The sequence below is a fragment of the Massilia yuzhufengensis genome (genome assembly GCF_900112225.1).
Lineage (GTDB): Bacteria > Pseudomonadota > Gammaproteobacteria > Burkholderiales > Burkholderiaceae_D > Telluria > Telluria yuzhufengensis.
In genome coordinates, this window is the sequence record NZ_FOLD01000002.1 from 200635 (window position 1) to 225366 (window position 24732).

The following is a 24732-nucleotide window of genomic DNA, read 5'->3' on the forward strand; positions in this document are numbered from 1 at the left end:
AGCGCTGTCAAAGCTTGCGGCTCAGCGCGCCAGCAGCTGCGGCCCTACCTCCCGCAGCGACTTCACGCCCGTGAGCACCATGTTCGTGCGGATGTCCTTTTCCATGATGGCGAGCAGGCGTTCGACGCCGGCCTGCCCCTGGGTCGCCAGCGCATACACGAAGGCGCGGCCGATCAGGACACCATCGGCGCCCAGCGCCAGCATGCGGAACACGTCGGTCCCGGTACGCACGCCGCCGTCGGCGAAGATGGTCAGCTTGCCCTTCACCGCCTCGGCGATCGAAGGCAGCACCGCCGCGCTGGACAAGGCCCCGTCGAGCTGGCGCCCGCCGTGGTTCGACACCACGATGCCGTCGGCGCCGAAGGCCAGCGCATCGCGCGCATCATCCGGATCGAGGATGCCCTTGATGACCAGCCTGCCCTTCCACTCGTCGCGGATCCACTGCAGGTCCTGCCAGGCGATGCCCGGGTCGAAGTTCGCGCCCAGCCAGCCGATGTAGTCGGCCAGCCCGGTGGCGTTGCCGCGAAAGGCCGAGATGTTGCCCAGGTCGTGCGGGCGGCCGAACACGCCCACGTCCCAGGCCCAGCGCGGATGCAGCATTGCCTGCAGCACCCGCCGCATCGGCCCGTTGGCGCCGCTCATGCCGCTGTGCGCATCGCGGTAGCGGTTGCCCGGCACCGGCATGTCCACCGTGAACACCAGCGTGGTCGCGCCCAGCTCCCAGGCGCGCCGCATCACGTCGCGCATGAAGTCGCGGTCCTTGAGCACGTACAGCTGGAACCAGATCGGCTTGGAGGCCTGGGCCGCCACCTCGGCCAGCGGGCACACCGACACGGTCGACTGGATGAAGGGAATATGATGGCGGCAGGCCGCGCGCACCGCCTGCACTTCGCCGCGCCGCGCGTACATGCCGGCCAGGCCCACCGGCGCCAGCGCGATCGGCAGCGCGTAGTCCTCGCCAAACCACTGCACGCCCAGGTCCAGTTGCTCGGAGCCGCGCAGCACGCGCTGGCGCAGCTTCACCGCCTGCAGGTCGTCGACATTGGCGCGCAGGGTCTGCTCGGCGCCGGCGCCGCCATCGAGGTAGTGGAACAGGAAGGGCGGCAGCTTGCGGCGCGCGGCTTCGCGAAAATCGGTGGCGGACGAAATGATCATGGTGGAGTCAGGGGCGGATCGAATCCGCAGTCTACGATGCGGCGGGCGCGGGCGTCCACCTTGCTCGCTTCGGGGTCAGGTTGACCCCGAAGTTGGTACACTGGAGGATTACCCCGTCAGCGATCAATGGCAATGATGAAGAGCAGTTCGAGTAGCGGCCTCGTGTATTCCACCGAGGGTGGGCGGATGTGTCCGGAGTGCCGGAACAGTGCCGCGCAATGTGTGTGCAAGGCCCAGGCCAGGGCGGCGCCGGTGGGCAATGGCGTGGTGCGGGTGGCGCGCCAGACCAAGGGGCGGGGCGGGAAGGCGGTGACGCTGGTGACCGGGGTGGCGCTCGATGCGATGGCGCTGGCGGTGCTGGGCAAGCAGTTGCGTACGGCCTGCGGCTGCGGCGGCACGGTCAAGGATGGCGTCATCGAGGTGCAGGGCGACCACTGCGAGCTGGTCGTGAAGCTGCTCAGGGAACGCGGCCACGACGCCAGGCGCGCCGGGGGCTAGGCGCTTCGGGCGGCCAGCGTTGGTGTCGCCACCGGAAATGCGCTATTGTTACGCCACCTTACGCGCGCCCTACTCACCCCATGATCACGCCTCCCATCCCTGCCAACGAGCAGGAACGCCTGGCCCTGCTGCATGAGCTGCTCCTGCTCGATACGCCGCCCGAAGAGCGGCTCGACAAGATCGTCGAGTTCGCGGCGAGCGAGTTCGATGTCCCGATCTGCCTGATCAGCCTGGTCGACTCGAACCGGCAGTGGTTCAAGGCGCGCGTGGGGATCAGCGCATGCGAAACGCCGCGCGACGTGTCGTTCTGCGCGCACGCGCTATCGAGCGACGGGCTGTTGATGGTGCCGGATGCCCTGCTCGATCCACGCTTCCATGACAATCCGCTGGTCGGCAACCCGCCGCACGTCCGTTTCTATGCGGGCGCCCCCTTGACCTGCCGGGATGGCCTGGTGATCGGCACGCTGTGCCTGATCGATACCAGGCCGCGCACGCTCGATGCGGTCGAACAGGCGATCCTGAAAAGCCTGCGCGACCTGGCAGTAATCGAGCTGACGTCGCCGGAGCTTGCGACCGATGCATAGTGCCGAGTCCTTCAAGGTCCTGCTGGTCGAGCCGAGCAACCTGCTGCGGCGCACCGTCTCGCTGACGGTGCGCGGCCTCGGCACGGCCGAAATCACCGAAGCGGCCACCTACCAGACTGCCCAGCAGGTGTGCGAGCGGCGCGGCTTCGATGGGGTGGTCGTCGCGGTCGAGTGGCCACAGCCGGTCAATGAATCGCGGGGGCTGACCCTGATCCAGCAGATCCGCATGGGGCAAAGCGCCAGCGCGGCAGCGATCCCGATCGCGGTGCTGGTCGAGTCCTGCAATGCCGAACTGCTCGGGGTGCTGCGTTCCTGTGGCGTCAGCCGCATCCTGATCAAGCCTTTCCGCGTGCGCGACGTGATCGATACGATCGACAGCATGCGCGAGCTGGCGGGGGTGGCCACCGCCCGCTAGCAGGACCGGGCCGCGCTTCAGCGCACCATGCAGGGCCGCTTGTTATCGAACTTCCAGCCCGGCACCAGGAACTGCATCGCCACCGCGTCGTCGCGCGCCCCCAGCCCCATGTTGCGGTAGGCCTGGTGCGCTGCCGCCAGCGCATCGGGATCCAGCTCGATCCCCAGTCCCGGCCTGGCCGGCACCCTGACCTCGCCGCCCTCGATGCGCAGCGGCTCCCTGGTCAGGCGCTGGCCGTCCTGCCAGATCCAGTGGGTGTCGATCGCCGTCACCTTGCCCGGCGCCGCCGCACCGACGTGGGTAAACATCGCCAGCGAGATATCGAAGTGGTTGTTCGAATGCGAGCCCCAGGTCAGGCCGAACATCTCGCACAGCTGGGCCACGCGCACCGAACCCTGCATGGTCCAGAAATGGGGGTCGGCCAGCGGGATGTCCACCGATTGCAGCTGGATCGAATGGGCCATCTGGCGCCAGTCGGTGGCGACCATGTTGGTGGCGGTCAGCAGGCCGGTGGCGCGGCGGAATTCGGCCATCACTTCACGGCCCGAGAAACCGTTTTCGGCGCCGCAGGGGTCTTCGGCGTAGGCCAGCACCTCAAGCTTGTCGCGGCACAGGCGGATCGCTTCCTGCAGCGACCAGGCGCCATTCGGGTCGAGCGTCACGCGCGCCGCCGGGAAGCGCTCGTGCAGCGCCACTGCCGCTTCCATCTCCGCGTCGCCGGCCAGCACGCCCCCCTTGAGCTTGAAGTCCTGGAAGCCGTAGCGCGCCTGCGCCGCCTCGGCCAGCCGCACCACGGCCTCCGGGGTCATCGCTTCTTCGTTACGCAGGCGAAACCAGTCGTCCTCCGATTCCTGCTCGCTGCGATAGGCAAGACTGGTGCGGCCACGGTCGCCGATGTAGAACAGGTAGCCCAGCATCGGCACCGCGGCGCGCTGCTGGCCCTCGCCCAGCAGCGCGGCGACGGGCACGTTCATGAACTGGCCAAGCAGGTCGAGGAAAGCCGATTCCACCGCCGTGACGCAGTGGATGGTCGTGCGCAGGTCGAAGGTCTGCAGCCCGCGCCCGCCCGCGTCGCGACCGGCGAAGGTGGTGCGCATCGCATTGAGCACGGCGTTGTAGTCGCCCAGCGATTTGCCGAGGATGAGAGGTCGCGCGTCTTCGAGGGTCTGGCGGATCGCCTCGCCGCCGGGCACTTCGCCCAGGCCGGTATTCCCGGCGGAGTCCTTGAGCACCACGATGTTGCGGGTGAACCAGGGGCCATGCGCGCCGCTCAGGTTCATGAGCATGCTGTCCTGGCCGGCGACCGGGACAACCTGCATGGTCGCGATGACCGGAGCGCCGCTGACGTTCATATTCATGGAAGACTCCAACTAGTTGTAGGGGGACCTTGCTTGCTGCGCGAAAGGCTGGCCTCCAGGCCGGGGCGGCGTCAGGCTCGGTTCGATTGTACACCGGCACTGATATATTAGTATACCTCCGTGCTGAAAAAAAGGCGCCCGCTGCTCTCCCTCAGGCCTCCGGCCCGGGCATCCAGTAGTCCGGGAACTGACGGCGCAGCGCATCGAGTTCGGACATGGTGCCCGACAGGTGGCGCCGCAGCGCCGCCTCCGCCCGGGGGGCATCCGAGGCGGCGATGGCGGCGGCGATATCGGCGTGGTCCTTCAGGATCGATGCCGCCTTGTTGGTGAGCGGGAGGTGCAGGCGGCGCAGGCGGTCCATGTTGCCGCTGCGCCCGCGCATCAGCCGCCACAGGTCCTCGACCTCGGCCGCGCTGTAGAGCTGGCGGTGGAAGGCGTGGTCGGCGCGGCTGAAGGCGCCCATGTCGCGGGCCTTGAGCGCCGCCTTCTGCTGCTGCACCAGGCTGGCCAGCGCCGCATCGAGCGCGGCGTCGTGGCTCGCGGCCAGGGTACGGACGATCTCGAGTTCGACCGACAGCCGCAGGAAATGGGTCTGGCGCGCCGAATCGATGCTGATGCCGCGCACCCGCGTCGCATGCTGCGGGTAGATGTCGACCAGGCCCTCTTCTTCCAGCCGGGTGAGGGCATCGCGGATCGGGGTGACCGAGAGCCTGAAGTGCGCGGCCAGCTCGCTGCGCGACAGGACGGCGCCCGGCTTCAGGACGAGATTGACGATTTCTTCGCGCAGGTACTCGTACACCTGGACCGCGGCATGGCGCGAGCGGTCGAGGATGAAGGGGCCGCTGAAAGCGATGGTTTCCATTGACGCAAGCCTAACACTGATATGCCAATGTACTAGTATATCTGTGCTTCGCCATGAACGGGGCCATTACCGCGCCCGTTCACGACGCAGTCGAACGCGCCGTCGATGAAGGGATTCTCGGGCCGGCCTGCCGGTGCGCCCGCGGTGTTGTTCGCCGGGGGCTGCTACTTGTTTGTCATGGCGTTGGGAATGCGGTCATTCAAGGGCGCAGTTCCGCCCTGTCGGCGCGCCCCCGAAGCGCGCGCCTCAGTTGTAGCGCCCGCCCGCCCCACCCACGCTGTAGCGGCCGGCGCCCAGGAAGACCAGTGCGACCGCGGTTCCCAGGTACATGCCCTGCAGTTCGAGCGCCCAGCCGCCGGTGCCGGACAGCGTGAAGAACTCGGCGCTATGCGCCAGCAGCAGCGCCACCACCATGTTGATGGCTACCAACAGGGCGGCCGCGCGGGTGAGCGCGCCCAACAGGATCAGCAGCGGCGCCAGGATCTCGCCGACATAGACCAGGTAGCCGAAGACCGCGGGCAGCCCGGCCTGTTGCAGCATGCCCTCGATGAAGCCGATCCCGCTGCCCAGCTTGGACAGGCCGTGGAACAGCAGCAGCACAGCGAGGACTACGCGAAGAATCAGCTTACCCATGTCGTCGCCGTTGGAACGTACTTGTGTGGTCTGCATCCTGGCCTCCGTGTCTAGTTGGTAGCCAAGGATAGCATTCCACGCAGTGCAGGCACGACTTCGTACAAGCTGGGCACTTCGCAGGTAGGACGCGCCTCGGTCTCGTTGCCTAGGCGGCCCGGGTTGAACCAGCAGCTGTCGATCCCGAAGCGGTTGGCGCCGAGGATGTCGGCGTCGAGCCGGTCGCCGACGATGACGGTATCGGCTTTTAAGAAGCTGCGCGCCATCTGCACCGCGAACTCGAAGAAGCGGCTGTCCGGCTTGGCGTGGCCGCAGGCTTCGGAGGTGGCGATGAAGGAAATGTGCTGGCCCAAGCCCGAGGCGGCGATGCGCCGGTGCTGGATGTGGTGCACGCCATTCGTGATCACACCCACCTCGCCGATGGCGGCGAGCGTGGCGCACAGCTGCTGCGCGCCGTCGACCAGCACCACCGTCTCGGACAGGGATTCGAGGTAGCACGCGCTGGCCGCCTGCGGATCGAGCGCCAAACCATATCGCTCGAAGGTCGTGCGGAAGCGCTCCACCTTCAGCACATCTTTCGACACGGTCCCCAGCTCGAAACGCTTCCAGAGCGCCAGGTTGATCGCCTGGTAGTCCAGGAACAGGCTATCCAGGGACTGGTCGAAGCCGAGTGCGCGCATCGTGCGCACGAAAGACAGCTTCTCGGAGGCCCTGAAATCAAGGAGCGTGTCGTCGAGGTCGAAGAGGAATAGTCTGTGCTTCATGGCTGCCGCCCATCGTCATTGCAGCCCTTGATCTTAGCACGCAGTGAAGAAGCTCCGCAGGCGGGCGGTGAAGTCTTCGCCGCGTTCGATATTCGACAGGTGCGACGCGTCCAGCTCCTCCATCCGGGCGTCCTTCACCTGCACGGCCAGCCACTGCGCGTCGGCCACGGTCGTCACCGGGTCGTGCCGGCCCGCGATGAGGAGCAGCGGAACCGATATGGTGGACACATCGTCCCGCAGGTCGGCATGCGCCAGCGCCTCGCAGCAGGCGGCATAGCCTGCCGGAGGCTGTTCGCGCAGGCGCCGGACCAGGCGGTCGACTTCGGCCGGCTCGCGCGCCAAGAAGCCTGGGGTGAACCAGCGTGCGGCCGAGCCGTCGGCCACGCCGCCCATCCCCTGCTCGCGCACCAGGGCGGCGCGCGCCAGCCATCCTTCGGCAGTGCCGATGCGGGCCGCCGTATTGGCCAGCGCCAGCCTGGCGATCCGGCCGGCGGCATGGATGCCCAGCCACTGGCCGGTCAGGCCGCCCATCGAGATGCCGCAGAAGTGGGCGCGCGCCAGGTCCAGGTGGTCGAGCAGGCCCACCACGTCGTGGCCGAGGCGATCGAGCGTGACCGGCGCCGTGCCGAGGCTGGAACGGCCATGCCCGCGCGTGTCGTAGCGCACCACAAAAAAGTGCGCCGCCAGCGCCGCCGCCTGCCGGTCCCACATGGACAGGTCGGTGCCGAGGGAGTTCGACAGCACCAGCGCCGGCTTGGCGCGGCTGCCTTCGGCCTGGAAGTAGAGTTGTACGTCGTCGATGTCCGCGAATGGCATGCTGGTGTCCTTAACCCTGGTCCCCGCCGCCCACAGGCAGCACGGTCCCGGTGATGTAAGAGGCTTCGCTCGACGCCAGGAACAGGATCGCGCCCACCTGCTCGTCGATGGTCCCGTAGCGTTTCATCAGGCTGCTCGACCTGGTCTGCTCGACGATCCCGGCATACCAGAGCTGCTCCTGCTCGCTCAGCGCCTGCGGATTGCGCGGCACCTTGCGCGGCGGCGCCTCGGTGCCGCCGGTGGCGACCGCATTGACGCGAATGCCGTGCTGCGCATGCTCGAGGGCCAGGCTGGCCGTGAGCGCATTGACGCCGCCCTTGGCCGCCGAATAGGGAATGCGGTAGATGCCGCGCGTGGCGATCGAGGACACGTTGACGATGGCGCCCGCGCGCTGCTCGATCATGGCCGGCAGCACGGCGCGGCAGGCCCACAGCGTGGGGAACAGCGAACGCCTGATCTCGGCCTCGATCTGCTCCTCGTCATACTCCTGGAAAGGCTTGGCCCAGATAGTGCCGCCCACGTTATTCACCAGGATGTCGATGCGCCCGTAACACTCCAGCGCCTGGGCCACCATGCTGCGCGCGCCGGCGAAGGTCTCGAGGTCCACTTCGGCCACCACCACCTGCGCGCCCAACGCGGCCGCTTCCTGCGCGACCTCGTTGACCAGCGCGGAGCGGTCGGCCAGCACCAGCTGGGCGCCCTCGCCTGCCGCCGCCAGCGCCACGCCGCGCCCGATGCCCTGGGCCGCGCCGGTCACGACCATCACCTGGTCCTTGAATCGATGCGGGTGGATCATGCGGCCCCCGCGCTGCTGGCCGAGAATTTCTCGAAGTAGAAGTTGGCCGGGTTCAGGCCGGTGCTGTCCAGCCACCCGCGCACCGCCTCCACCATCGGCACCGGGCCGCACAGGTAGACATCGACGTCGCCGCCGTTCATCCAGGCCGGCTCCACGTGGGCCGTGGCGTAACCCTTGCGAGGATGCGAGCTCGCCTCGGCCGCCACGCAGGTCACGAATTCGAACTGCGGATGGCGCGCGGCGATCGCGCCGAGCTGGTCGATGCCGACCAGGTCGTGGTCGTTGGTGACCGCCACCACCATCTTCACCGGCTGGCTGAAGCCCTTGCGGTCCAGGACGTCCAGCATCGACAGGAAGGGCGCGATGCCGGTGCCGCCGGCCAGCAGCAGCAAGGGCCGCTGCAGGGGCCGCAGGTAGAAGCTGCCGAAGGGACCGGCGAAGCCGATCGCATCGCCCTGCTTCGCCTGCCCGGCCAGGTAGCCGCTCATCAGGCCATCGGGCACGTTGCGCACCACAAAGCTGGCCAAGGCGGCACCGGGCGCAGAGCTGAACGAGTACGAGCGCGTCTCGCTGCTGCCCGGCACGGTCACGTTCACATATTGCCCCGGCAGGAAGTCCAGCGCATCGGGCGCATCGAGCGCCACCGAGAACGCGATGGTCGATGCGGACAGCGCCTCCACGGAAGCGATCTTGCCCGGGAAGCTGTGCACGCCCGTCTTGCAGGCGGCGGAACTGGCGGGAATGCGCACCACGCAGTCCGAGGTCGGGCGCATCTGGCAGGCCAGCACGTAACCCGCCGCGGCATCCTGCGGTTCCAGCGCGTCTTCGATATAGCTCTCCGGCGGCATATCGTACTGGCCGGACTCGCACAGCCCGCGGCAGGTGCCGCAGGCGCCATCGCGGCAGTCGAGGGGAATGTTCACTTTCTGGCGGTAGGCTGCGTCGGCCAGTTTTTCGTTGGGGTTGCAGCTGATGAAACGGGTGACCCCGTCCTCGAACTGCAGTGCGATGGTATGGCTCATCTTGTCTCCTGCCTTAGATATGATAGATGTCGATGACCTGGCTGATGTAGTCGTTCTTCAGCACCACGTACTTGTCGACGATTTTCCAGGCCGGCTGCGCGCAATCGATGACGTAACGCGACATGCCGAAGTGGCTGTAGGTCGTCTTGTAGCGGTGGCTCAGCGTGTGCCAGTTGAAGCGCAGCGTGACCCGCCCGCCATCCATCTTTTCCACTTCCACGTTGGCGATGTTGTGGGCGGTGCGGGTGTCCGGCATGGTCGCGCTGGAGCGCTCGGTCTTGATGCGGAAGATGCGGTCTTCCAGGCCCTGGCGGGTAGGGTAGTAGATCAGCGAGATCTCGCGCTGCGGGTCGGTCACCAGCTTGCCGTCGTCGTCCCAGGCCGGCATCCAGAACTGCGCATCCGCGTCGTAGCACTCAAGCCACTCATCCCACCGCTCGTCGTCGAGCAGGCGTGCTTCGCGGTACAGGAAGGCGCACAGCGCCTCGATGGTCGGCGCGCTCATTTCGCACCGCCTTCCGCTGCCAGCGCCTTCTTCATGACATCGAGCCAGTAGCGATGCTGCACCGTGTACAGGCCTTCATCTTCCGTGCGCAGGCCGCTCATCACCGGTTTCAGGCCGATTTCATTGGCTGCATCGTCGGCGCCTTTTACCCAGTGGGTGGCGCCGCGGCACATGTCGTTCCACTGCATGGCGCCGCCCGCATAGCCTTCCTGGCAGGCGCGGAATTCTTCCAGGTCGTCGGGCGTGGCCATGCCGCTGACGTTGAAGAAGTCCTCGTACTGGCGGATGCGGCGCGCGCGCGCTTCATCCGGCTCGCCCTTCGGCGCGATGCAATAAATCGTCACTTCGGTCTTGTCCACCGACAGGGGGCGCAGCAGGCGGATTTGCGAGCCGAACTGGTCCATCAGGTAGACGTTCGGGTACAGGCACAGGTTGCGCGAGCGCTCCACCATCCAGTCGGCCATCGGCTTGCCGTACTGCTCCGCGTATTCGGCATGGCGCGGAAAGTTCGGGCGGTCTTCCGGATTCGCCCACTTGGTCCACAACAGCATGTGGCCGTGGTCGAAGCCGTAGAAGCCCCCGCCCTGGCGGCCCCACTTGCCGGCGTCCATGGCGCGGATCTTGTCTTCGCGCGCAGCCTGCTCTTCCTTGCGGCGGTTGGTGGTGGCGGCGTAGTTCCAGTGCACGGCGCTCACGTGGTAGCCGTCGGCGCCGTTCTCGGCCTGCAGCTTCCAGTTGCCATCGAACGTATAGGTCGAGGAGCCGCGCAGCACTTCCAGGCCCTGCGGCGACTGGTCGACGATCATATCGATGATCTTCGTCGCTTCGCCCAGGAACACTTCGAGCGGCGGCACGTCCGGGTTGATGCTGCCGAACAGGAAGCCCTTGTAGTTGCCGAAGCGCGCCACCTTCTTCAGGTCGTGCGAGCCTTCCTTGTTGAAGCACTCCGGGTAGCCCGCGTCCTCCGGATCCTTCACTTTGAGCAGCTTGCCGCTGTTATTGAAGGTCCAGCCGTGGAACGGGCAGGTATAGGTCGCCTTGTTGCCGCGCTTGTGGCGGCACAGCTGGGCGCCGCGGTGGCTGCAGGCGTTGATGAAGGCGTTCAGCTCGCCCTGGCGGTTGCGCGCGATGAATACCGGCTGCCGTCCGATGTGGGTCGTGTAGTAGTCGTTGACGTTCTCGACCTGGCTTTCTTGGGCCAGGTAGACCCAGTTGCCCTCGAAGATATGCTTCATCTCGACTTCGAACAGGCCTTCGTCGGTGAAGGCGCTGCGGTGCAGGCGGTAGTCGCCGGTGGCCTCGTCTTCGACCAGGAAGTCGTCGAGGTTCTTGGGCTGGAAAGCGCTGACGGGACGGATCGGGATCATCGCTCTCTCCTTCAGGCGGCGGCGCGCGGACGGTCGACCAGCGGGCTCGGTGCGCTTTCCGTATCGCGGTACAGGCGGAAATCGAAGTCGATCGAGGCGAACGGTACATCGACGCGTTTCGCGTCCAGCTGGGCCGGGTCGCTGATGCGGGTCACTGGCGGCACCAGGCCTTCGCGGCTGGCAAACGCGAAGTCGTCCCACAGGTATTCGTCGCCGTCGATATTGATTTGCGTGGTCAGCTTGCGGTGGCCGGGGGCGGAGACGAAGAAGTGGATGTGGGCCGGGCGCTGGCCGTGGCGGCCCAGCTGGTCGAGCAGCTGCTGGGTGGTGCCGTTCGGCGGGCAGCCGTAGCCCCGGGGCAGGATGCTGCGCAAGGCGTAGCGGCCATGGTCGTCGGTGACGATGGTGCGGCGCAGGTTGAAGTCGCTTTGCGAGCGGTCGAAGAAGGAGTAGTTGCCGAGCAGGTTGGCGTGCCAGACTTCGACGCTGGCGTTGGGCAGCGGCTGGCCGGCGCCGTCGTACACGGTGCCCTGCATGAACAGCACTTCGGCCTGCTCGCTCTCGCTGCCGTCGTCGAGGCGGGCAAAACCGGTGCTGCTCGGGGCGCCGGCCACGTACAGCGGGCCTTCGATGGTGCGCGGCGTGCCGCCCTGCAGGCCGGCCTTCGCTTCGGCTTCGTCGGCGCGGATGTCGAGGAAGCGCTCCAGGCCGAGGCCAGCGGCCAGCAGGCCGAGTTCGTTGGCGGCGCCGGCGGCGGACATGTAGGCCACGCCGCTCCAGAATTCGGTCGGCGTCACGTCCAGGTCGTCGATGGCCTTGCACAGGTCGCCAAGCAGGCGCACCACCACTTGTTGCACGCGCGGGTTGGCCGGCTTGTCGGCGGCGTCAACGACCCAGTTCTTGACCAGGGTATCGATATCGGTGTGGTTCATGGCTTGTCTCCTCTAGTGGGATTGGATGGGTGGAAAATCAGCGGTCATCAAGGCGGATCGACGACGGGTGCCGGCACAGCGGCATGACCTCGACCTGCATGTAGGGCAATAGCGGCAGTGAGGTCAGCAGTGCATGCAGCTCGTCGACGCTGTCGACATCGAAGACGCTGACGTTGGCGTACTGCCCGGCGATGCGCCACAGGTGGCGCCACTTGCCTTCTTCCTGCAGCCGGTGGGCCAGCGCCTTTTCATCAAGCTTGAGGCGGGTCGCCTCCTCGGCCGGCATCGCGGCCGGCAGGTTGACGTTCATGCGGACATGGAACAGCATGGGTAGCTCCTGTTAATGTGATCGGCGCTGCAGGAAACGCAGCTTGTCCAGGTCGACTTCGACGCCCAGGCCGTAACCGGTCGGCACCTGCAGCATGAAGTCCTTGTAAACCAGGGGCTCAAGCAGCACTTCCTCGGTGAGCAGCAAGGGCCCGAACAATTCCGTGCCCCAGGCCAGTTCGGCGAAGGTGGCGCAGACGTGGGCGGTGGCCGCGGTGCCGATGCCGCCCTCCAGCATGGTGCCGCCGTACAGGCCGATGCCGTTCAGGCGCGCCACCGTCGCCACTTCCAGCGCTGGAGTCAATCCGCCGGACTGGGTGATCTTCACCGCGTAGACGTCGGCGGCGTCAAGGCGGGCAATCGCCATCGCGTCGTCCGGGCCGTGCAGGGCTTCGTCGGCCATGATCGCCACGTCGAAACGGTCTTTCAGGCGGCGCAGCGCAGCCACGTTGACGGCTTTCACCGGTTGCTCGACCAGGTCGATGCCGCCATCCTGCAGCGCCGCGATGCCGCGCACCGCATCGAGCTCGCTCCAGGCCTGGTTGACGTCGACCCGCACGCTGGCGCGCTCGCCCAGGGCGCGCTTGATGGCCAGCACGTGGGCCACGTCCTCGTCGACGCCGCGCAGGCCGATCTTGAGCTTGAAGATGTTGTGGCGGCGCGCCTCCAGCATCTGCTCCGCTTCCGCGATGTCGCGGCTGGTGTCGCCGCTGGCCAGGGTCCAGGCCACCGGCAGCGCGTCGCGCACCCTGCCGCCCAGCAGTTCCGACAGCGGCACCCGCAGGCGGCGTGCCTGGGCGTCGAGCAGCGCCGTTTCGATCGCGCACTTGGCGAAGCGGTTGCCCTGGATGGTCTTGCGGATCTTCGCCATCGCCCTGGCCACCTGCGACGCTTCCATGCCGACCAGCAGCGGGGCGATGTGGGTGTCGATATTGGCCTTGATGCTCTCCGGGCTTTCTTCGCCGTAGGCCAGGCCGCCGATGGTGGTGGCCTCGCCCCAGCCCTGGATGCCGTCGTCGCAACTCACCCTGACCAGCACCAGCTTCTGGGTGTTCATGGTGGCCACCGACAGCTTGTGCGGGCGGATGGTCGGTACTTCGACCAGCGTGGTCTCGATGTTCGTTATCATATTCTTTGCGTATAATCGGGTCGGTAGAAACACAATAATCCCGTTAAAAGCCATCGTCCAACACCAAGTTGGTATCACCTCAATACCTGGGAGGTATGATGTTGGAGTTGCGTCACCTGCGCTATTTCGTCGCCGTGGCGGAAGAGCGGAACTTCACGCGGGCGGCCGAGCGGCTGCATATCGCGCAGCCCCCGCTGAGCCGCCAGATCCAGCAGCTGGAAGAATTCCTGGGTGTGGTACTGATCGAAAAAGGCTCGCGCCCGCTGCGCCTGACCGAGGCCGGCCAGTTCTTCCTGGCGCACGCCAAGCCGCTGCTGGACCAGGTGCGCGACCTGAAAACCATGACCCAGCGCGTAGGCAAACTCGAGCGCACCATCAACGCCGGTTTCGTCGCCTCCACGCTGTATGGCCTGCTGCCGGACATCATCCGGCGCTACCGCGAACGGCACCCGCAAGTCGAGGTGGTGCTGCACGAGATGACCACCATCGAGCAGATGAAGGCCTTGAAGGAAGGGCGGATCGACGTCGGCTTTGGCCGCCTGAAAAGCGAAGACCCGAGCATTCGCCGCATCCTGCTGCGCGAAGAGCGCATGATCGTCGCGCTCTATCCCGGCCACCGGCTGGCGGCCGGTGAAGCGCCGCTGCGCCTGGTCGACCTGGTGCAGGAAACCCTGCTGGTCTACCCGAGCACGCCGCGCCCGAGCTTCGCCGACCAGGTGCTGGCCCTGTTCAGCGAAGCCAACCTGACCCCGGACCACGTGGTGGAAGTGCGCGAACTGCAGATCGCGATGGGCCTGGTGGCGGCCGAACAGGGCCTGTCGATCGTGCCGGCCAGCGTGCAGGGCATGCATCACCGGAACGTGGTGTATCGCCAGATCGAGGACAAGCACGCGTTCTCGCCGATCTTCTTCAGCGTGCGCCACATGGACCGCACGCCGGAGCTGGAGCAGATGCTGGCCGTGATCTACGACATCTACGACGACTACGCCCTGCCGCACACGAAACAGAGCTTGTGAACCGGCGCGGGCAGCGTCAGAACATGTGGCGCAGCCCCGCCATTATTCCGTTCTGCGCCCTGCCCGCGCCCACGGTGCCGCCGGCATCGAGCGCCACCGCCGCGGCGCCATGGTTATCCATGCGCCCCACCGCCCCGTACACCGCGCTGCGCTTCGAGAACGCATAGGTCAGGCGCGCCACGAACATCTTGGTGTCGTCGCGGGAATGCTTGACATCCTTTCGCGCCACCTGCGCATCCAGGGTGAGCCCCGCCGCCAGCGGGTGGCTGAGGCCCAGGTAGTAGAGGTCGGAGTCGACCACGCCCGTCGCCGCATCAAGCGTGCGGTCGATGACGCCCGCTCCCAGCTTGGTCGCGCCCAGCATGACATACCCGTTCACCGTGATCCGCCGGTCAAACCTGTCGCTGCTGCTCAAGCCACCCGCCGCGCCGGTGTTCCCATGCAGCTTGTCGTAGGTGGCATTGATCCCATACGCCGCCGTGTCGTAGCCCAGCAAGGCCGTCACCTGGCGGCAGGCCCTGGCATTGCCCGCCACCTCGCCGCCGCAATTGGTCGCCGACGGGCCGCCCGCCGCCGACGCATCGCGCCCCAGGCTGTAGGTGGCGCCCACGGTCACGCCGCTGAAAGAACCGAGGTAGCCGACCGCGTTGTCGCTGCGCGCATTCGGCAGGTACAAATCGATGCTGTTGATCGAAAACAGGTTCGGCCCCAGCACATCGCTTTTCGCCGTGGCCAGGAAGGTCATGTTCAGGATGCGTCCCACCTGCAGCGTGCCCCATTTTCCCTTCAGGCCCACCCAGGCCTGGCGCCCGAACAGGCGCCCGCCTTGCCCCGACACGCCCGTATCGGGATTGAAGCCGCTCTCCAGCGCGAAGATGACGGAGGTTCCGCCGCCCAGGTCTTCGCTGCCGCGAAAGCCGATGCGCGACGGCAGGCTGCCCGACAGCGACGAGACCTTGGTGACGGAGTTCCCGGCCGCGTCCACGTTATCGGTGCGGGCCACGGCCGCATCCACGATGCCGTACACCGTCACCTGGGTTTGCGCACCGGCGGCGGCGCTCCACAGTCCGGCGGCCAGCGCCGCGGCCAGCATGGCCGCCTTGTTTGCTGCTTTCATACTTGTCTCCATGTTGTGGGTCATGCCTTGGATGCATCGGCCAGCGGGCCGGTGCGCACGACCGGCGCGCTAGAGGCCGAACGGCCGTGGCGGATGAGGGACACGGCAATCGCCGCGATCACCGCGGGAATCGCGATGGCGAAGAAGTTCTGCTGCAGCGGCAGCGCCATGCCGACCAGGGTGCCGATCACGATCGGCGCCAGGATGGCCCCGCTGCGGCCGACGCCCGAGGCCCAGCCGATGCCGGTGGAACGCACCGCCATCGGGTAGAACTGCCCCGCGTAGGCGTAAGTGACGATCTGGGTGCCGATGGTCGAGGCGCCGGCCAGGCCCACCAGCAGGAACAGCACCGGCGTCGATACCTTCACGCCAAGCAGCGTGATCGACACTGCCGCCAGCGCGTACATCCCCACCAGCACATGCTTGATGTGGAAGCGGTCCGCCAGCCAGCCGCCGCCCACCGCGCCGATGACGGCGCCGAAGTTCAGCACCAGCACGAAGCTCAAGGCCGAGCCCAGGCTGTAGCCGGCGCCGGCCATCAGCTTGGTGAGCCAGGAACTGAGCGCGTACACCATGAACAGACACATGAAGAAGGCCACCCAGAACATGATGGTGGAGAAGCCGCGCCCATCCTGGAACAGCTTGCCGATCGGCGCGCCGCCTGCGCGGTCGACCGCCGGCAGCTGGTAACTGTCGCCCTGCTGCACACGGTAGCTGGGTTCCATGCGCACCAGGATGTCCTGCAATTGCGCCTGGCGGCCCTGCTTGATCAGGAAGGGCATCGACTCCGGCATGCTGTTCAGGATGAAAGGAATCAGCACCACCGGCACGCCGGCTGCGAGGAAGACCGACTGCCAGCCATGCGCCTCGAGCAGGCCCTTGCCCAGCAGCGCGGCCAGCATGCCGCCCACCGCATAGCCGCTGAACATCAGGGTGACCATGGTCGAACGGATGCGCTTGGGCGAGTATTCGGTCATTTGCGCGACCACGTTGGGCATCACGCCGCCGATCCCCAGGCCGGCCAGGAAGCGCATGATGCTGAAGGTGTACGGGTCGGTGGCCAAGCCCGCCGCCGCCGTGAACACGCTGAACAGGGCCAGGCAGATGACGATGGCCAGCCGGCGCCCGATTTTATCGGCGATGGTGCCCAGGAAGATCGCGCCGAACATCATGCCGAACAGTGCGGAGCTGACCATGAAGCCCGCATCCTGGGCGGTGACGCCCATCTCTTTCATGATCGAGGGCAGCGCGATGCCGGCCACCGCCAGGTCGTAGCCGTCGCAAATGATGATGATGGCGCACCAGGCCAGGACGCCCAGGTGGAAGCGATTGAAGCTGGCCCCGTCGGCGAGCTTGTGTACGTCGATGTGTCGCATGCTGCTGTCTCCTTGTTGGTTGGATTTTTTATCGATCAAACGGTCTTGCTTGCCCTGCCCGCGCCGGGTCCATGCAGCACCCGGCACGCGATCATGCCAATGACGATTCCCCAGAAGGCCGCGCCCAGGCCCAGGAAGCTGGTGCCGGACGCGGTGGCGACGAAGGCCACCAGCGCGGCCTCGCGGTGGTCGTGCGCGGCCACCACGCCGTTCAAGGTGGCGAGGATGGGCCCGAGCAGCGCCAGCCCCGCCAGCGTGGCGATCAGTTCCTTGGGCAGCGCGGCGAACAGCATCACCACCGAGCCGCCGAACAGGCCGGCGAGCAGGTAGAAGCCGCCGTTGGCGATGCCGGCGATATAGCGGCGGCGCGGGTCTTCGTGGGCGTCGCGCCCGGTGCACATGGCGGCCGTGATGGCCGCAATGGCAATGGTGATCCCGCCGCTGAAGGCCACCGCCAGCGAGGCGATGCTGCTGGCCGCGATCACCGGCCGCACCGGGGTGTCGTAGCCCGAGGTTTTCAGCACCGTCATGCCCGGCAGGTATTGGCCGGTGAGCGTGACCAGCACCAGCGGCAAGGCCAGGCTGAAGGTGCTCGACCAGGACCAGGCGGGCTCGATCCACTGGGGCACCGCCAGCTCCAGCTGGAGCGCACCGAGATGGGTCGTGCCGCTCATCCAGGCCACGGCGACTCCCGTGGCCAGCAGCAGCGCCACGCAGTAGCGCGGGGAAGTCTTCCTGAACAGGAGGTAGGCGCAGATCATGCACATCACCAGCAGCGGCATGGTCTTCAGGCCGGTGAAGGCGCCCATCCCGAAGGGCAGCAGGATCCCGGCCATCATGCCGCTGGCCACGCCGGGCGGCACCCAGGCCGCCACGCGCTCGACCCAGCCCGACATGCCGATCACCAGCAGGATGAGAGCGGCCGTCAGGTAGGCGCCCACCGCTTCGTTGAGCGACAAGGCGGGAAACAGGGTGATGAGGAGGGCCGTGCCCGGCGCCGACCAGGCGGTGATGACGGGCGTCTTGAGCCACCAGCTCAGCGCAATGCCGGCCACGCCGGCCCCGATCGAGATGCCCCAGACCCAGGACGCGAACATGGCGTTCGACACCTGCGCGGCCTGGGCGGCCTGGTAGAAGATGGCGAGGGGACCGGAATAGGACACCAGCACGGCGACGAAGCCTGCCACGACCGCCGGCACGACCGAACTGTGCTGCCGCGCGGCGCGGGCGGCGCCCGTCCCGCCAAACCCGTCCTGGCCTTGACCCTGCATGCTGTCTCCACTTGTGATCAGTGCGGATGGTCGCCGGGTGGCGCCTCCTTTGACTGCAGGGTAGATAAACCGGCTGGGCCGGTCCAACACTGATTTGGTATCTTGTTAATACCTCCAGGGTATGGCGCCGCCCGTGTTTTCACGGCCGCGCGAACGCTTGCAAGCTGGCGCCGGCAGGACCATACTGGACTCACCACCTTGCGGGGGCCGTCATGAACTTCCGCCGATTGTTCCGCCACCGCGCCTGGGCCTGCGCCAGCTTCTTGCTGGTGCTGGCCCTGGCCCATCCCGGCCCGGCCGCCGGCGCCGCGCCGGTCGGCCTGTTGACGCTGGACGGCGCCATCGGGCCGGCCACCGCCGACCACGTCGTGCGCAGCCTGGCCCACGCCCACGAGCGCGGCCAGCAACTGCTGGTCCTGCGGATGGATACGCCCGGCGGGCTCGATACGTCGATGCGCACGGTGATCAAGGCCATCCTCGCTTCGCCGGTGCCGGTTGCCACCTGGGTGGCGCCGAGCGGCGCGCGCGCCGCCAGCGCCGGCACTTATATCCTGGTTGCGAGCCACATCGCGGCGATGGCGCCGGGCACCAACGTGGGCGCGGCCACCCCGGTCGAGATCGGCCTGGCGCCGCGCCAGCCCGAGCCGGGCCCGGCGCCAAAGGACGCCGCCGGCGCCGGCCAGGACAAGCCGCCGGCGATGACGGCCAAGCAGGTCAACGACGCGGCCGCCTACCTGCGCAGCCTGGCCCAGCTGCGCGGCCGGAATGCCGACTGGGCCGAGCGCGCCGTGCGCGATGCCAGCAGCCTGAGCGCCGAGGACGCGCTGCGGCTGAACGTCGTCGACCACCTGGCCGCCGACCTGCCGGCGTTGCTGGCGCAACTCGATGGGCGCCGCGTCGTGGCGGGCGGCAAGGTGCATCGCCTTGCCACCCGGGGCGCAGCGCTCGTCGAGTATCTCCCCGACTGGCGCACCAGTGCGCTGGCCGCCATCACCAGCCCCGGCGTCGCCCTGCTGCTCATGACCATCGGCTTCTACGGCCTGGTGTTCGAGTTCATGAACCCGGGCGCGGTGGCGCCGGGCGTGATCGGGGCCATCTGCCTGCTGCTGGGCCTGTACGCGCTGCAGATGCTGCCGGTGAACTACGCCGGCCTGGCCCTGATCGTGCTGGGGCTGGCCTTCATGGCCGGTGAAGCCTTCCTGCCCAGTTTCGGCATCCTGGGGCTGGGCGGCATCGCCGCCTTCGTGGCCGGCGCGCTGATGCTGGTCGACACCGAATTACCCGGCTACGGGATTCCCCCGGGCCTGGTCGGCACGCTTGGCGTCGCCAGCGCGCTGCTGCTGTTCGGCACCGTGCGCCTGGCCCTCAAGACCCGCCGGCGCCCGGTACGCAGCGGCGCCGATGGCCTCATCGGCGCGCTGTGCACCGTGTCCAGCGTGGGCGAACGCCGTCCGCACGAAGGCTGGGTCCAGCTCGAAGGCGAGCTGTGGCGGGCCGTCTGCAGCACCCCACTGCGGCCATCCCAGACCGTGCGGGTGGTTGGCCGCACCGGCCTGACCGTCGAAGTGGTTCCCGTCGACCCAGCCTAGGAGAAAAACCATGTTTTCCGGTATCGGTATCGGCCTTGGCGGCCTCTTGTTCCTGCTGCTGGCCCTGCTGGCCACGGCGATCCGGGTGCTGCGCGAATACGAGCGCGGCGTCGTGTTCCAGCTTGGCCGCTTCTGGGGCGTGAAGGGGCCGGGCCTGGTAATCATCATCCCGGTGGTGCAGCAAATGGTGCGGGTCGACCTGCGCACCATCGTGCTCGACGTGCCGACCCAGGACGTGATCTCGCGCGACAACGTGTCGGTCAAGGTCAACGCGGTCCTGTATTTCCGGGTGGTCGATCCGGAACGCGCCATCATCCAGGTGGCGAACTTCATGGAAGCGACCAGCCAGTTGGCCCAGACCACCCTGCGCGCCGTGCTGGGCAAGCACGAGCTCGACGAAATGCTGGCCGAGCGCGAGCGCCTGAACCTGGACATCCAGCAAGTGCTCGACGCCCAGACCGATGCCTGGGGCATCAAGGTGGCCAATGTCGAGATCAAGCACGTCGACCTGGACGAATCGATGATCCGCGCCATCGCGCGCCAGGCCGAAGCCGAGCGGGAACGGCGGGCCAAGGTCATCCATGCCGAAGGCGAGCTGCAGGCCTCGGAAAAGCTGCAGCAGGCCGCCTTCGTGCTGGCCCAGCAACCGGGCGCGATGCAGCTGCGCTATATGCAGACGCTGGGCGCGATCGCCGGCGACAAATCCTCGACCATCGTGTTCCCGCTGCCGCTCGACGTGCTGGCGGGCGTCATGGGACAAGGCCGCAAGGACGCCGGCTAGGTTTTCTGGCGGTGCTGTTGCCTGCACGGTAGGGTGGTCGGCTCTGCCGACCGCCCTACGAGCATGCATCGCGCCTGAACCATGCGTGCGGCATGAAATGCCCCGCACCACCCTTTTGCCGCGCAGCGACGGCTATCATCCAAGGCTCACACTACCCCGAAGTCACGATGCGCCTTGCCCGCCTTGCCCTGCTGTCCGCCCTCCTCCTTGCCGGCGCCGTGCGCGCCGACAGCCTCGACGATGCCCTGCTCAAGGAAATGAGGCTGCGCCATGTGCCCGGCCTGAGCGTGCTGGTCATCAAGGATGGCAAGGTGCTCAGGGAGAAAGGCTATGGCCTGGCCAATATCGAGCACGGTGTGAAGGTCACGCCGCAGACTGTGTTCCAGTCCGGCTCGGTCGGCAAGACCTTTACCGCGGCCCTCATCATGCTGCTGGAAAAGGATGGCAAGCTGCGCCTGGACGACCCGGTGGCGCGCCACCTGCCCGGCGCCCCGGCGGCCTGGGAAAAGATCACGATCCGCCACCTGCTCAGCCACACCTCGGGCCTGGGCGACCCGTACGAGATCATCGACTTTCGCAAGGATTACAGCGACGAAGAGCTGATCGCGCTTGAGGCGACGGTGCCGGTGCGCTTCGCCCCGGGAGAAAAATGGGCCTACAGTAATATGGGCTACCACCTGCTGGGCTTCATCGCCAACCGGGCCGGCGGCAAGTTCTACGGCGAACAACTGCGCGAGCGCATCTTCGCCCCGCTCGGCATGGGTACGCGCGTGATCAGCGAGGCCGACATCGTCCCGCACCGCGCCGCCGGCTATACCTGGAAAGGGGGCGCGCTGAAGAACCAGGACTGGGTCGCGCCGCGCCTGAACACCACGGCCGACGGCAGCCTGTACCTGACGGCGCGCGACCTGGCGGCCTGGGACCAGGCCCTGTATGGCGACAAGGTGCTGGACGCGGACCTGCGAGCCGCCGCCTTCACGCCGGCCAGGCTGAACGACGGCAGCGCCGCGCCCTACGGCCTGGGCTGGTTCGTCAACACGGTAAAGGGACGCCGCCACATCATGCACGGCGGTTCCTGGCAGGGCTTCCGCGCCCAGCTGTGCCGCTATGTCGACGACAAGCTGACCGTGGTGGTGCTGGCCAATGCGGATTCGGCACGCCCGAACAAGTTCGCCGACATGATCGCGGCCCACTACGTGCCGGCCCTGTTCGATGCGCCCGCCAAGCCGATCGCCGACCAGGACCCGGCCGTGACAGCGCAGGCGCGCGCGGCCATGGCCAGCTTTGCCGCCGGACAGCAGCCTGGCAACATGGACGAGGAACTGGCCAAACGATTCCAGCCGGCCATGCTCAAGCGGGTCAGCGAGCTCCTCACGGAAGCCGGGTCGCTGCGCGCGGTCGACCTGCTCTCGAGCAAGGACGCGGACACGGGCCGCAGCCTGCGCTACCGCTTCAGCTACGCAAACGAAACGCTGCTGGTGTCGGCGGTGCTCGACAAGTCGGGCAAGTTCAAGAGCTTCAATTTCTCGCCCGAGTAAGCAGCGGGCGGCCGGCCACGCATGGGCGCCCGCCCCTTCCTTACTGCACGTTGGCCGCGGCCAGCGCCGTCATGTTGACGATCCGCCGCACCGTCGCGCTCGGGCTCAGGATGTGCACCGGCTTGGCCGTGCCCAGCAGGATCGGGCCCACCGTGACGCCCTTGCCCGCCGCCACCTTGAGCACGTTGAACAGGATGTTGGCGGCGTCCAGCGACGGCATCACCAAGAGGTTGGCGCTGCCGGCGAAGCTGTCCGGGATGCGGTAGATGTCGCGGATTTCTTCCGACAGCGCGGCGTCGCCATGCACTTCGCCGATCACCGCCAGCTCCGGCGCGCTCTCCTTGAGCAGAGCGCGCGCTTCACGTACGCGCCGCGCCGACGGGCGTTCGGACGAGCCCTGCGAGGAGTGCGAGAGCAGTGCCACCTTGGGCTCCAGGCCGAACTGGCGCACGGCCGATGCGGCCAGGCGCGCGATGCCCGCCAGTTCCTGCGCGCTCGGCTGCTCGTTGACGTAGGTGTCGGTGATGAACAGGGTCAGGCGATCGAGCACCAGCGCATTCATCGCGGCCAGCACCGGGGCCCCGGGCGCCATGCCGATTTCGTTTTTCACGTGTTCCAGGTGGCTGTCGTAGGTCCCCGCCATGCCGCAGATGAGGGCGTCGACCTCGCCTGACTTGAGCAGGCGCGCGCCCTGCAGTGTGGCGTCGCCGCTGGCCTCGACCAGCGTGTAGTCGCTGCCCGCCTGCAGGCGCAATCCGGCTGCCTGGATGGCGCGCTCGACGCCGCCCTTGTCGCCGACCAAAACCGGGTGGGCGATGCCTTCGTCGACCACGGTCTGCACCGCGCGCAGCACGCGCACATCCTGCCCTTCCGCATAGGCGACCTTGCGCAGTGTGGCCTTGGCCTTGGTGAACACCGGTTTCATGAAGAAGCCAGTGTGGTAGATCATTTGCGCCAGCTTGTCGCGGTAGGCGGCCATGTCTTCGATCGGACGGGCGGCCACGCCCGATGCGGCGGCCGCTTCGGCCACGCGCGGCGCGATGGCGGCCAGCAGGCGCGGGTCGAACGGTTTCGGGATGATGTACTCGGGGCCGAAGGTAAGGTCCTGGCCTTCGTAGGCCGAGGCCACGACGTCGCTCGCTTCGGCTTCGGCCAGTTCGGCGATCGCGGTCACGCAGGCCAGCTTCATCTCGTCGGTAATGCGGGTGGCGCCGCAATCGAGGGCGCCGCGGAAGATGTAGGGGAAGCACAGGACGTTGTTGACCTGGTTCGGGTAGTCCGAGCGGCCGGTGGCGACGATGCAGTCGGGCCGGGCGGCTTTGGCCACTTCCGGGCGGATTTCCGGCTCCGGGTTGGCCAGCGCCAGGATCACCGGCTGGCTGGCCATGGTCTTGACCATGTCGCCGGTCAGCACGCCGGCGGTGGAGCAGCCGAGGAAGACGTCGGCGTCAATCATGATGTCGGCCAGGGTGCGCGCCGCCGTGTCCTGGGCGTAGCGCGCCTTGTTGGCTTCCATATTGGCCTCGCGGCCGGCCCAGATCACGCCCTTGGAGTCGGTGACGAAGATGTTTTCGCGCTTCACGCCCAGCAGCACCATCATGTCGAGGCAGGCGATCGCCGCGGCGCCGGCGCCGGAGGCGGCCAGCTTGATGCTGCCGATGTCCTTGCCCACCACTTTCAGCGCATTGAGCAGCGCGGCGGTGGAGATGATCGCGGTGCCGTGCTGGTCATCGTGGAAGACCGGGATGTTCATGCGCTCGCGCAGCTTCTTCTCGATGTAGAAGCACTCCGGCGCCTTGATGTCTTCCAGGTTGATGCCGCCCACGGTGGGCTCGAGCATCGCGATGGCGTCGACCAGCTTGTCCGGGTCCAGCTCGTCCAGCTCCAGGTCGAATACGTCGACCCCGGCGAATTTCTTGAACAGGCAGCCCTTGCCTTCCATGACGGGCTTGGAGGCCAGCGGGCCGATGTTGCCCAGGCCGAGCACGGCGGTGCCGTTGGTGATCACGGCCACCAGGTTGGCGCGTGAAGTGTATTCGGCCGCCATGTTCGGGTCGGCGGCGATTTCCTCGCAGGCATAGGCCACGCCCGGCGAGTAGGCCAGCGACAGGTCGCGCTGGTTCGACAGCGGCTTGGTGGCGACCACTTCGATCTTGCCGCGGGTGGGGCTGCGGTGGTACTCGAGCGCATCGGCGCGCAGTTGGGTGTCTTTTTCGCTGTTGCTGGATTCTGTGCTCATGTCGTCGTCGGTGGGTTGTTACAGTTCTCATAGAACTTACCAAATTTTGCTCATTTCTGCCTAAAATGAGCAAGTTTCCTGCTCCCGGGTCGAGCCTCAACAAGAATGCCTCGAATACGGCCCGAACGGCTCGCCGGCGGAGAACGCCTGCGGTTTTTTCCTGTCTCAGGGTAGGGAGGTCCAGGGCATGATCATCGAGCCAGGTGGGGGAAGTGTAACGGAGCCGCGACTTATCATAACCGGCGTATGCCTGGTCGTGCAGGAAACGCCATGCTCCCAGCCCACAAAATCCGGCTCGCACCCAACAATGTGCAAGCCACCTGTTTCGCCAAGGCGGCAGGCACGGCTCGCTTTGCCTACAACTGGCATCACACGGCGCTTCCACACGATCGGCATCGAGGACTTGAACGTAAAAGGGATGCTGGGCAACCGGAAGCTGGCGCGGGCCATCGCCGACATGGGGTCCCATGAACTGCGGCGCCAGCTGGACGACAAGACGGCTTTGCGCGGCGGACGTGTCGTGGTGGCGGACCGCTGGTGCCCGAGCAGCAGGCTATGCTCGTGCTGCGGCTACAAGCTCGACACGATGGTGCTGGGCATGCGCCAGTGGAGCTGCCCCGGCTGCAGCACCTTGCATGACCGCGA

25 protein-coding genes and 1 pseudogene are annotated in these 24732 nt (G+C 67.1%); 9 read left to right on the forward strand and 17 right to left on the reverse strand.

The features are described 5' to 3' along the window. Positions 1-21: 21 nt before the first annotated feature. Positions 22-1155, reverse strand: a complete 1134-nt coding sequence (lldD, locus tag BM031_RS02835; protein ID WP_091870813.1) for an FMN-dependent L-lactate dehydrogenase LldD — start codon at positions 1153-1155, stop codon at positions 22-24. Positions 1156-1290: 135 nt separating this feature from the next. Between lldD and BM031_RS02840 the strand changes: the two genes are divergently transcribed. From BM031_RS02840 to BM031_RS02850, 3 genes are all read left to right on the forward strand, one after another. Beyond that, positions 1291-1653 carry a translation initiation factor Sui1 gene (locus BM031_RS02840; protein ID WP_091871233.1) on the forward strand — a complete coding sequence of 121 codons (363 nt, stop codon included), beginning with the start codon at positions 1291-1293 and terminating at the stop codon, positions 1651-1653. A gap of 80 nt (positions 1654-1733) precedes the next feature. Further along, the gene (locus BM031_RS02845) at positions 1734-2237 is read left to right on the forward strand and encodes a GAF domain-containing protein (RefSeq protein WP_091870816.1); all 504 of its coding nucleotides are present in this window, start codon (positions 1734-1736) and stop codon (positions 2235-2237) included. Further along, complete coding sequence (locus tag BM031_RS02850) at positions 2230-2652, forward strand: response regulator (protein ID WP_091870819.1); 423 nt, start codon at positions 2230-2232, stop codon at positions 2650-2652. The genes BM031_RS02845 and BM031_RS02850 overlap by 8 nt, the downstream gene beginning before the upstream one ends. A 17-nt stretch (positions 2653-2669) precedes the next feature. On the opposite strand, the gene gudD is transcribed toward BM031_RS02850, so the two are convergent. The 12 genes from gudD to BM031_RS02910 form a co-directional block, all read right to left on the reverse strand. Beyond that, positions 2670-4010, reverse strand: a complete 1341-nt coding sequence (gudD, locus tag BM031_RS02855; protein ID WP_091870821.1) for a glucarate dehydratase — start codon at positions 4008-4010, stop codon at positions 2670-2672. 151 nt (positions 4011-4161) lie between these two features. Then, positions 4162-4872, reverse strand: a complete 711-nt coding sequence (locus tag BM031_RS02860) for a GntR family transcriptional regulator (RefSeq protein WP_091870824.1) — start codon at positions 4870-4872, stop codon at positions 4162-4164. 246 nt (positions 4873-5118) lie between these two features. Beyond that, positions 5119-5541 carry a DoxX family protein gene (locus tag BM031_RS02865; RefSeq protein ID WP_091870826.1) on the reverse strand — a complete coding sequence of 141 codons (423 nt, stop codon included), beginning with the start codon at positions 5539-5541 and terminating at the stop codon, positions 5119-5121. A 14-nt stretch (positions 5542-5555) separates the two neighbouring features. After that, a complete protein-coding gene (locus tag BM031_RS02870; protein ID WP_091870829.1) occupies positions 5556-6266 on the reverse strand; it encodes a YjjG family noncanonical pyrimidine nucleotidase in 711 nt (236 codons plus the stop codon). 33 nt (positions 6267-6299) lie between these two features. Continuing rightward, complete coding sequence (gene pcaD, locus BM031_RS02875) at positions 6300-7082, reverse strand: 3-oxoadipate enol-lactonase (protein WP_091870831.1); 783 nt, start codon at positions 7080-7082, stop codon at positions 6300-6302. Between the two features lie 10 nt (positions 7083-7092). Further along, the gene (locus tag BM031_RS02880) at positions 7093-7878 is read right to left on the reverse strand and encodes a 1,6-dihydroxycyclohexa-2,4-diene-1-carboxylate dehydrogenase (RefSeq protein ID WP_091870834.1); all 786 of its coding nucleotides are present in this window, start codon (positions 7876-7878) and stop codon (positions 7093-7095) included. After that, positions 7875-8900 (reverse strand): benzoate 1,2-dioxygenase electron transfer component BenC, encoded by a 1026-nt coding sequence (benC, locus tag BM031_RS02885; RefSeq protein WP_091870837.1) that lies wholly within the window; start codon positions 8898-8900, stop codon positions 7875-7877. Before benC ends, BM031_RS02880 begins: the two co-directional genes overlap by 4 nt. Before the next feature lie 13 nt (positions 8901-8913). After that, entirely contained in the window at positions 8914-9405 is a 492-nt protein-coding gene (gene benB, locus BM031_RS02890; RefSeq protein ID WP_091870840.1) for a benzoate 1,2-dioxygenase small subunit, read from the reverse strand. After that, complete coding sequence (gene benA / locus BM031_RS02895) at positions 9402-10772, reverse strand: benzoate 1,2-dioxygenase large subunit (RefSeq protein WP_091870842.1); 1371 nt, start codon at positions 10770-10772, stop codon at positions 9402-9404. Before benA ends, benB begins: the two co-directional genes overlap by 4 nt. Positions 10773-10783: 11 nt before the next feature. Beyond that, positions 10784-11704, reverse strand: a complete 921-nt coding sequence (gene catA / locus BM031_RS02900) for a catechol 1,2-dioxygenase (protein ID WP_091870845.1) — start codon at positions 11702-11704, stop codon at positions 10784-10786. Between the two features lie 37 nt (positions 11705-11741). Beyond that, positions 11742-12032 (reverse strand): muconolactone Delta-isomerase, encoded by a 291-nt coding sequence (gene catC, locus BM031_RS02905; RefSeq protein ID WP_091870848.1) that lies wholly within the window; start codon positions 12030-12032, stop codon positions 11742-11744. 12 nt (positions 12033-12044) lie between these two features. Next, positions 12045-13160, reverse strand: coding sequence for a muconate/chloromuconate family cycloisomerase (locus tag BM031_RS02910; RefSeq protein ID WP_091870851.1), 1116 nt, complete (start codon positions 13158-13160; stop codon positions 12045-12047). A gap of 101 nt (positions 13161-13261) precedes the next feature. Between BM031_RS02910 and BM031_RS02915 the strand changes: the two genes are divergently transcribed. Next, positions 13262-14176 (forward strand): LysR family transcriptional regulator, encoded by a 915-nt coding sequence (locus BM031_RS02915; RefSeq protein WP_091871237.1) that lies wholly within the window; start codon positions 13262-13264, stop codon positions 14174-14176. Positions 14177-14192: 16 nt separating this feature from the next. Here the strand turns inward: BM031_RS02915 and BM031_RS02920 are convergent, their stop codons facing one another. Genes BM031_RS02920 through BM031_RS02930 form a run of 3 tightly spaced genes read right to left on the reverse strand, consistent with a single transcriptional unit; the run spans position 14193 to position 17940 of the window. Next, positions 14193-15293 (reverse strand): porin, encoded by a 1101-nt coding sequence (locus tag BM031_RS02920; protein ID WP_091870853.1) that lies wholly within the window; start codon positions 15291-15293, stop codon positions 14193-14195. Positions 15294-15313: 20 nt separating this feature from the next. Continuing rightward, entirely contained in the window at positions 15314-16669 is a 1356-nt protein-coding gene (locus BM031_RS02925) for an MFS transporter (protein WP_091870856.1), read from the reverse strand. Between the two features lie 35 nt (positions 16670-16704). Further along, positions 16705-17940 (reverse strand): benzoate/H(+) symporter BenE family transporter, encoded by a 1236-nt coding sequence (locus BM031_RS02930; RefSeq protein ID WP_091870858.1) that lies wholly within the window; start codon positions 17938-17940, stop codon positions 16705-16707. A 212-nt stretch (positions 17941-18152) separates the two neighbouring features. On the opposite strand from BM031_RS02930, the gene BM031_RS02935 reads away from it, so the two are divergent. From BM031_RS02935 to BM031_RS02945, 3 genes are all read left to right on the forward strand, one after another. Next, the gene (locus BM031_RS02935) at positions 18153-19529 is read left to right on the forward strand and encodes an NfeD family protein (protein WP_091870860.1); all 1377 of its coding nucleotides are present in this window, start codon (positions 18153-18155) and stop codon (positions 19527-19529) included. Positions 19530-19539: 10 nt separating this feature from the next. Then, on the forward strand, positions 19540-20310 hold the full coding sequence (locus tag BM031_RS02940) for a slipin family protein (protein ID WP_091870864.1): 771 nt from the start codon (positions 19540-19542) through the stop codon (positions 20308-20310). A gap of 167 nt (positions 20311-20477) precedes the next feature. Further along, positions 20478-21848, forward strand: coding sequence for a serine hydrolase domain-containing protein (locus BM031_RS02945; RefSeq protein ID WP_091870867.1), 1371 nt, complete (start codon positions 20478-20480; stop codon positions 21846-21848). A gap of 40 nt (positions 21849-21888) precedes the next feature. On the opposite strand, the gene BM031_RS02950 is transcribed toward BM031_RS02945, so the two are convergent. Further along, the gene (locus BM031_RS02950) at positions 21889-24087 is read right to left on the reverse strand and encodes an NADP-dependent malic enzyme (RefSeq protein WP_091870871.1); all 2199 of its coding nucleotides are present in this window, start codon (positions 24085-24087) and stop codon (positions 21889-21891) included. A gap of 270 nt (positions 24088-24357) precedes the next feature. Here BM031_RS02950 and BM031_RS25830 point away from each other — a divergent pair. Continuing rightward, positions 24358-24408 (forward strand): annotated as a pseudogene (locus BM031_RS25830) (hypothetical protein); the annotation flags it as partial. Between the two features lie 31 nt (positions 24409-24439). Next, positions 24440-24732: zinc ribbon domain-containing protein (locus BM031_RS02960; protein ID WP_229408500.1), on the forward strand; the 293-nt coding region annotated here is incomplete at its 3' end.

Coding starts and splice junctions, on each gene's coding strand:
- catC (WP_091870848.1), bottom strand. CDS start 12,032: ATGCTGTTCCATGTCCGCATGAACGTCAACCTGCCGGCCGCGATGCCG.
- BM031_RS02850 (WP_091870819.1), top strand. CDS start 2,230: ATGCATAGTGCCGAGTCCTTCAAGGTCCTGCTGGTCGAGCCGAGCAAC.
- BM031_RS02940 (WP_091870864.1), top strand. CDS start 19,540: ATGTTTTCCGGTATCGGTATCGGCCTTGGCGGCCTCTTGTTCCTGCTG.
- benC (WP_091870837.1), bottom strand. CDS start 8,900: ATGAGCCATACCATCGCACTGCAGTTCGAGGACGGGGTCACCCGTTTC.
- BM031_RS02870 (WP_091870829.1), bottom strand. CDS start 6,266: ATGAAGCACAGACTATTCCTCTTCGACCTCGACGACACGCTCCTTGAT.
- benB (WP_091870840.1), bottom strand. CDS start 9,405: ATGAGCGCGCCGACCATCGAGGCGCTGTGCGCCTTCCTGTACCGCGAA.
- gudD (WP_091870821.1), bottom strand. CDS start 4,010: ATGAATATGAACGTCAGCGGCGCTCCGGTCATCGCGACCATGCAGGTT.
- BM031_RS02945 (WP_091870867.1), top strand. CDS start 20,478: ATGCGCCTTGCCCGCCTTGCCCTGCTGTCCGCCCTCCTCCTTGCCGGC.
- BM031_RS02920 (WP_091870853.1), bottom strand. CDS start 15,293: ATGAAAGCAGCAAACAAGGCGGCCATGCTGGCCGCGGCGCTGGCCGCC.
- BM031_RS02950 (WP_091870871.1), bottom strand. CDS start 24,087: ATGAGCACAGAATCCAGCAACAGCGAAAAAGACACCCAACTGCGCGCC.
- lldD (WP_091870813.1), bottom strand. CDS start 1,155: ATGATCATTTCGTCCGCCACCGATTTTCGCGAAGCCGCGCGCCGCAAG.
- BM031_RS02845 (WP_091870816.1), top strand. CDS start 1,734: ATGATCACGCCTCCCATCCCTGCCAACGAGCAGGAACGCCTGGCCCTG.
- benA (WP_091870842.1), bottom strand. CDS start 10,772: ATGATCCCGATCCGTCCCGTCAGCGCTTTCCAGCCCAAGAACCTCGAC.
- BM031_RS02865 (WP_091870826.1), bottom strand. CDS start 5,541: ATGCAGACCACACAAGTACGTTCCAACGGCGACGACATGGGTAAGCTG.
- catA (WP_091870845.1), bottom strand. CDS start 11,704: ATGAACCACACCGATATCGATACCCTGGTCAAGAACTGGGTCGTTGAC.
- pcaD (WP_091870831.1), bottom strand. CDS start 7,082: ATGCCATTCGCGGACATCGACGACGTACAACTCTACTTCCAGGCCGAA.
- BM031_RS02880 (WP_091870834.1), bottom strand. CDS start 7,878: ATGATCCACCCGCATCGATTCAAGGACCAGGTGATGGTCGTGACCGGC.
- BM031_RS02925 (WP_091870856.1), bottom strand. CDS start 16,669: ATGCGACACATCGACGTACACAAGCTCGCCGACGGGGCCAGCTTCAAT.
- BM031_RS02860 (WP_091870824.1), bottom strand. CDS start 4,872: ATGGAAACCATCGCTTTCAGCGGCCCCTTCATCCTCGACCGCTCGCGC.
- BM031_RS02930 (WP_091870858.1), bottom strand. CDS start 17,940: ATGCAGGGTCAAGGCCAGGACGGGTTTGGCGGGACGGGCGCCGCCCGC.
- BM031_RS02840 (WP_091871233.1), top strand. CDS start 1,291: ATGAAGAGCAGTTCGAGTAGCGGCCTCGTGTATTCCACCGAGGGTGGG.
- BM031_RS02910 (WP_091870851.1), bottom strand. CDS start 13,160: ATGATAACGAACATCGAGACCACGCTGGTCGAAGTACCGACCATCCGC.
- BM031_RS02935 (WP_091870860.1), top strand. CDS start 18,153: ATGAACTTCCGCCGATTGTTCCGCCACCGCGCCTGGGCCTGCGCCAGC.